Raw genomic sequence first — 6,671 nt, 5'->3', positions numbered from 1 at the left:
AGCATCAGCAGTAGAGCCATTAGCAGTATCAGGAACATCAGTCATAGTCATAGTTAATCCTCAATTTCTTACTCAAATCAAGCATTTACACAAACTATTTGACACCCTCGATTTTCGCTGCTAAATCAGACGGTCACAAAGGGAGGTCTCCCGCTAAAAAGCTTGTCGGGAGATATTCGCGTTGATCGTTTCCTGATTGTCCGCTTCGATTACGAAGTTTTCCTCAATTCGAAGACCGGGCTTCTAGCTGTCAATGAGTCAACCTTCTCAGTGATTCATGGAAAGGTTGGAAAAGAGCCCCTGGTGCGGTGGGATTATATTCGCTCACCACGCTCGAATATCCCCTGCGCACATGTCCAAGTACATTCCCATCGCGATGAATGGACTCACGCCTTGCTCCTGGGCGGTAAGCATTCTCGACGCTCACGCCGGCGCCGCAGGAACGAGGCCCGCACTCCCCGGATTGCTGATGTGCACTTCCCAGTAGGTGGGCGCAGGTTCCGCCCCTGCTTGGAAGAAGTTCTTCTTTTCGTTATTGACGAGTTCGGGGTGGCATGCACGCCGCAAGCACGCGAAGCACTCCAGCGCGGCATCCGGGAATGGGAAGAGATTCAGGTGCGCTCCGTGGTGCGCAACAACCGCGCCATCGCACTCCAAGCAATCGCAGAGTGAACCACCCGCGTTTGACCTGAGTCGTGCAACTTTTTGGATTTTAGGTTTTTCTTCGACGTTTGCCCTGTTCAGGGGGTTGTGGTTGGTGGTTTTGGGTCACTAATCGGTTGCGTTGTTTTAGCTTGACCGGGGTCGTGCCGCATTTTCTGCGTAAAATTGGGCACCTCCTCGGGTGCCACGCCTGGGGCCAATAGACAAAATAGTTACTAATGGTGGTGCGGCGTTGGAATGTATCCGGATGCGGACCCGCACGAACTGGGTCAGCAAACGAAGCGCGCGGCAGAGCACCGTGTTTACACCCGATTTCGTGTCTGTAACACGCACTATGGCACCTACACGGTCCAGAATGCGCACTTGACACCTCTCTGCCCACCTCGTGGATGTGGCGCGTGGCAGCGGCTCGGGGCTGTTTTTCGGCCGTGGCTTACACCTGCCCCAACGGCACCGGCGTGCTTTGAGCGGCGATGGTGCCGGACGCCCGGCACGCACTAGCGCTTGAGTCGCGCAATTCGTATTGCGCTAGTCGTGCAGATTTAACATGCGCGTGGACAACCGGGTCACTAAAGTTGCACGACTCAGGTTTGACGAGCCTGTCTAAAAGTTTGTGTGGAGCAAAGACGCTGAACACAAAAGCAATAGCCCCGGGGGTGTATCGATGTTTCGCGACATTGACCTTCCCGGAGCTCCCTGTGATGGAGTTTACCCGAAAGCCCTTGGCTTGCGGGCCCCGCCCCAGCCGGCCCCTAAGAATCGGATTCCGTTGCCGGCGTGGGATCAGTAGCAGGAGCAGCAGCCGGCTTGAGCCGCACGATGATACCGCGGTGGTCGCTGGCGTTACCCGGGTCGATGATCTCCCCGGCCACCCCGCGGTAGGCCCCCGAGCTCATGACCCGATCAATAGGCGAGGCCAGCAGCGCGGGCACCGTGGTGGGCCAGGTCCCCACCGCGCCGATTCCGGCGTCAGCCCCCAGATCTCGGCAGGTCGAGCTAGGGCTGAGAGCAGCCTGGTGGTCCGCCGTCGAATTAAAATCCCCTGCAACAACCGCATCCGGCACGGCCGCACACACCTGGTACAACGCCCGCGCCTCCGCGCGCCACAGATCCATATACGCAGGTACCGGGGCCGTGGGGTGCCCGGCCACGAACATCGGAGCATCCGGGCGCGCCCCGTCGCGCGGCGCGGCCGCCACCGCGCGTGCCAGATCATCGCCGTAGCTTTCGCTCAAATCCACCGCTTCGTACTCCCCGCGCGCGGCTGAAACGAGCAGCACCGAAGAGCGCCAATCGGCGTTATAGCGAGAAACACCGCCGTCAAAAAGCTGGTAGTCAACCCCGCGCGCGGCCAATTTCTCCTGGATCTCCGCACCGGCATCGCCCGAGGTTTCAATCAGCGAAACCGCATCTGCCCCCACCCGCACGATGGTATCGGCCAATTGATCCCAGTCCACGCGCCCGCCCTCGGTGTTGTACTGCACAACGGTGAGCTCGCCGGCCGCGGGCGCGCCGAGGGTCTCCCGCTCCAGCCCGCGCCCGCTCAAGGTTCCGGCATGCGCGAGGGCCACGAGTAACAGCACGACGGCGCAGCTCACCGCCACGCGCCCACCCCCGAAACACCGACGGACCGCACCGAGCAGCCCCACCGCGAGCGCGGCGATCAGCATCCCGAGCGCCAGCGCCCCGCGGCTGGACATGATCTGAGCCCCGGGCACCACGGTGGCAAGCCGGGCGGCCGGACCGAACCAGGCCGGTTGCACCGTGAAAACCGCGAAGACGGCAAGGAGCAACCCGAGAAGAGAATTGAGAACGCGCACCGCGCCTACCTTTCCGGCTGGCTTTTTAGGCCCCGCACAGGGCCTGCTGGATAAGGGTAGCGAAGTGCTGCTGCCCGGTGGGTGTGAGATGGATGCCATCGTCACGCAGGAATTCTTCGTGGCCTTCGGTAGCCGCCCACCAATCAATAATGCCCACATTCGGGTGGGAAGCGGCGTAGGCCTTGAGCAGCTCGTTATTCGGGTTTTGGGCCGGCAGCGGACTGCGGTTCGTCACGAAATAAACGGGAAGACCCTGAGCAGCGTCCACCAGTTTTTGGATATCCGCTTCCCCGCCAATAGCTCCGTTCGAGCCGAGCGCATAGATAAGCACCCGCGGCTTCTCCCCGAGGGCTTGGCGCTGGGCGAACACCTCCGCGCCGGCGGTGAATTGCCGGCTGACCTTACCGTCCACCACCGAATTGGGAAGGACCTCCTTGAGGGTCTCGGTGGCACCCAAAGTCACCGAATCACCGATCATCACAGCGTTAGCCCCGCAAACACCGGTGGCCGGGTCCTTACTCCACGCGGAAGCATCCAGATTGCCCGGTACTTTCGTGGCGATGGGCTGGAGAGCGCCCGGGCTGGGACGTGGAGTAGGAGTGGGCGTCGCCGGGGCGGGCGCTGCGCCGGGCACCGCGCCGGTGGTGGCCGGAGCGGAGCTGGCCGGCGGTGCAGGAGCAGCCAGTTCCGGGCGCAAGGCCACCGCGCGGGAATCCGCGAGGCGCTGCCAGGAAATCGGCGCAAAAGCTAGCAGAGTCACGAGCAGGAGAGACACCGCGCTCAGCACCGCGAAGGCCGTGTCACTCAGCTGGTTCTTACCCGCGAAGCTAGGCCAGTTACGCCAGTTACGCCAATTACGCGAGTTACGCGCGCCGGTGCACCACGTGCGCATATCGCTACGCCACGTGCGCAGGCTAGTCCACCAGCTACGCAAACCCGCGCGCCAGCCGGCCCGCGCCAGGCGCGCGCTCGGATGCTCCACACACCGATAAAACAGCTCCGCTACCAGGCCCACCACCAGCAACTGCCCGATCTTGGCCGCCCCGGAAATCTCCGCGGTGCGGGTAGCCGGATTCATGAAAAGCAACAGCGGATAGTGAACCAGGTAGAGGGAAAAGGACCGCGAACCCAAATAAGCAAAAGGGGCACTGGCCAATACCCGGCTCAGGCCCAACCGCGGGTTGTGCACGGTGAGGACAATGAGGGCGGTCAGAAGCGCCGTCGTCGTTAAACCACCCGCGTACGTGAGGGCCGATTCACCATCCGCCCAAACAGCCAGCGCCAGCAACGCCAGGAGAGCGGCGCCGGTGCCGACCCGCAACGCGAAAGCAGAGGTGGCGGAATGAGCGGGAGGCTGCGGCGTCGTACTATCCGCGCGCGACCACAGGGAGGCAATATACGGGGAAACGAGAGCCGCGAGCGCGCCAATAAGGAGTTCAGCGGCGCGAGTATCCAGGCCGTAGTAGGCGCGGGTGGAATCCGGACCCGCGAAGAAAAGCACGGCCATGAGCAGCGCGGAGGCGAGGGCCAGGCCCGCCACGATCCGCACCGTCGAGTAACGCACCCGGCGCAGGGCCAGCAGGATGAACGGCCAGAGCAAGTAGAACTGGGCGAGGACCCCCAGGTACCACAGGTGAGTGAGGGGGGACGGCAGGCCGGAGGCCGCGAAATACGGGACCTCGCGGAAAATATAGACCCAGTTACTCGCGAAAAGCGCGGCCGGGAGTGCGTCGGCCTGCACTTTCGGGAGCAGGCTGGGCGCAAAAATGTAGCTGAAGAGCGCAGCCCCCGCGATGGTGACGAGAACCGGAGGCCACAGGCGCAGGAGGCGGCGGCGCAGGTAACGCAAGTAGGAGAAGCGGCGTTCGCGGCTCAGCTCGCGCAGCACGCTGCGGGTGATGAGGAAACCGGACAGCACGAAAAACACCGTGACGCCGATGAATCCGCCGGTCAGCACCGCCGGACGCATGTGATAGAGCACCACCGCGATGATCGCGAGCGCGCGGATGCCGTCGAGGGCGCGGATGCGGGTGGTGGTGCGTGAGGATTGCGGCATAGGCACATTCTAGGACTGCGCGAATACGGGGAGGCGAGACACGGGGCTGCGGAGCGTCCATGAGATGAGGACCACCGGGGAGCGGCCGGGGCGGCTGTAGAATAGGCGGCGCGAGTGCCGGCGCGGCCGGGCACTCACCCATTCAGCACGAAAGGACTGCCTGTGATAACAGTCGAAGCCCTGACGAAACGCTACGGTGCGACCACCGCGGTCGATAACCTGAGTTTCCAGCTCCAGCCTGGGAAAATCACCGGGTTCCTCGGCCCGAACGGGTCGGGTAAATCCACCACGATGCGCTGCATTATGGGGCTAGATCGCCCCACCTCCGGGCGTGCCCTCATCGCCGGGCAGCCCTATGAACAGCTCACCTCCCCGCTCACCACGGTGGGCGCACTACTGGACGGCAAAGCCTTCCACGGTTCGCGCAGCGCGCGTGGCCACCTGCAGATTCTGGCGGCCACCCACGGGATTCCCGCCCGGCGCGTGGACGAAGTTATCGAGTTGACGGGGATCGGGAGCGTGGCCAAGCGCAAGCTCAAGGGCTTCTCGCTGGGAATGGGCCAGCGGCTCGGGATTGCCGCGGCACTGCTGGGTGATCCGGAAGTGCTGCTCTTCGACGAACCCGTCAACGGGCTGGACCCGGACGGGGTGCGCTGGGTGCGTCTGCTCATGCGCACGCTCGCGCAGCAGGGCCGCACCATTCTGGTGTCCTCGCACCTCATGAGCGAAATGCAGCAAACCGCCGATGACCTGCTGGTCATCGGGCGCGGGCGCATGATTGCTTTCGGGCCCATCGAGAGTTTCACCGAAGCCGCGGCGAATACCACGGTGCTGGTGGCCTCCCCCAACCGGGCCGGCTTGGAGGGTGCGCTGCGGGCAGCCGGGCTGGACTTCCAGGATGCTAGCGAGGTTGCGGGGCTCGCGGCGGGCGCGCCGGAGGCGCACGCCACGCCGGTTGGGCACGCCACGCCGGTCGCCCCGGTCGCCCGTTTCGCGATCCCGGGTGGTTCACGCGCGGCCATCGGCAAAATCGCCTTCGAGGCGGGGGTGCAGCTGGACGAACTGGCTACCGTCCACCGCTCGCTGGAAGATATTTTCATGGACCTGACCGGCCACGACGTCGAATACGGCGCGGGCCGCCCCACCACGAACCTCCCGGGAGGCCACCGATGAGTACCGCTTATGTTCCCCCGCGCATCAGCCAATTCGCGGCTCCGAACTACCGCGTCGCGCTGGGCCGCTCGCTGCGCTCCGAACTGCGCAAGATCCTCACGCTGCCTTCGCTGCGCTGGACGCTCATCATCGGGACGCTCTTCTCCCTGGCGATCACCGCGCTTACCGCCTGGGGTTCCAGCGAGCTCGAACTCAATGCGTACGCCACCGCCATGGGGGCGGAGCATTCCCTCGCCGCATACGTCCTCATCAGCGCGAGCAGCATTTTCCAGATCATCATGGTGGCTTTCGGCGCCGTCACGGTGTGCTCGGAATACGCCGCGAATACCATGCGCTCCACTGTGAGCGCCGACCCGCGCCGCTGGCGCAACGTGGCCGCCCGCACCCTCGCGCTCAGCCTGGTCGCCCTGGTCACCACGCTGGTGCTCCTAGTATTGGGCGCCGTGGTGGGCACCTTCTTCGGCCTCACCATCGGCTTCAGCGGCGATGCCTGGTGGCTCTTCCTTAACTTCATCATCGCCATGGTCACCTCCGCGTGGATGGCCCTGGGAATCGGATATCTGCTGCGCAGCTCTGCCGGCACCATTGTGCTCATCCTCGCGGTGATGATGCTCTCCCCGGTGCTCGCGCTTATCCCTTCCGAGTTCGTGCGCAGCTTCGTGATCCCCTACCTGCCGCCGATGCTCCTCACCGCGGCGCTCAGCCCGCCCGGCCTCAACGCCGGCGCCGACGTCACCTCGTTCACGGTTTCCAGCCCGGCCCTCGGCCTGGGGCTGTGGTGCGCCCTGGCGGTGGTGCTGCTTGCCCTGGGCGGGTGGCGCTTCTCGCGCTCTGACGTGTAGTCACGCCTGAGCCGCGGCGCTTTTAAACACGACGACGCAGGTGGGGGGGCGGGCCCTTACCGCGCGCCCCCCCCTTTAATGGGCCCCCCGCGCACCCCGCGGACAAAACACCCGCTA

General features: G+C 64.2%; 5 protein-coding genes. 3 read left to right on the top strand and 2 right to left on the bottom strand.

All coding sequences use genetic code 11. The features are described from left to right. Window positions 1-162: 162 nt before the first annotated feature. The gene (locus tag PWJ82_RS09335) at window positions 163-672 is read left to right on the top strand and encodes a hypothetical protein (protein WP_274736400.1); all 510 of its coding nucleotides are present in this window, start codon (window positions 163-165) and stop codon (window positions 670-672) included. 743 nt (window positions 673-1,415) lie between these two features. On the opposite strand, the gene PWJ82_RS09330 is transcribed toward PWJ82_RS09335, so the two are convergent. After that, on the bottom strand, window positions 1,416-2,483 hold the full coding sequence (locus PWJ82_RS09330; protein ID WP_274736398.1) for an endonuclease/exonuclease/phosphatase family protein: 1,068 nt from the start codon (window positions 2,481-2,483) through the stop codon (window positions 1,416-1,418). 25 nt (window positions 2,484-2,508) lie between these two features. After that, window positions 2,509-4,539 (bottom strand): acyltransferase family protein, encoded by a 2,031-nt coding sequence (locus PWJ82_RS09325; RefSeq protein WP_274736397.1) that lies wholly within the window; start codon window positions 4,537-4,539, stop codon window positions 2,509-2,511. Between the two features lie 162 nt (window positions 4,540-4,701). Between PWJ82_RS09325 and PWJ82_RS09320 the strand changes: the two genes are divergently transcribed. Further along, window positions 4,702-5,712 (top strand): ABC transporter ATP-binding protein, encoded by a 1,011-nt coding sequence (locus PWJ82_RS09320; RefSeq protein WP_274736395.1) that lies wholly within the window; start codon window positions 4,702-4,704, stop codon window positions 5,710-5,712. Then, on the top strand, window positions 5,709-6,554 hold the full coding sequence (locus PWJ82_RS09315; RefSeq protein WP_274736394.1) for a hypothetical protein: 846 nt from the start codon (window positions 5,709-5,711) through the stop codon (window positions 6,552-6,554). The genes PWJ82_RS09320 and PWJ82_RS09315 overlap by 4 nt, the downstream gene beginning before the upstream one ends. The last annotated feature ends 117 nt before the right edge of the window (window positions 6,555-6,671 follow it).

Origin of the sequence: Actinotignum schaalii (assembly GCF_028864145.1) — a bacterium.
Classification (GTDB): domain Bacteria; phylum Actinomycetota; class Actinomycetes; order Actinomycetales; family Actinomycetaceae; genus Actinotignum; species Actinotignum schaalii_B.
The sequence above is the reverse complement of the archived record's forward strand: the minus strand, read 5'-3'. Positions and strand labels throughout refer to the sequence as shown.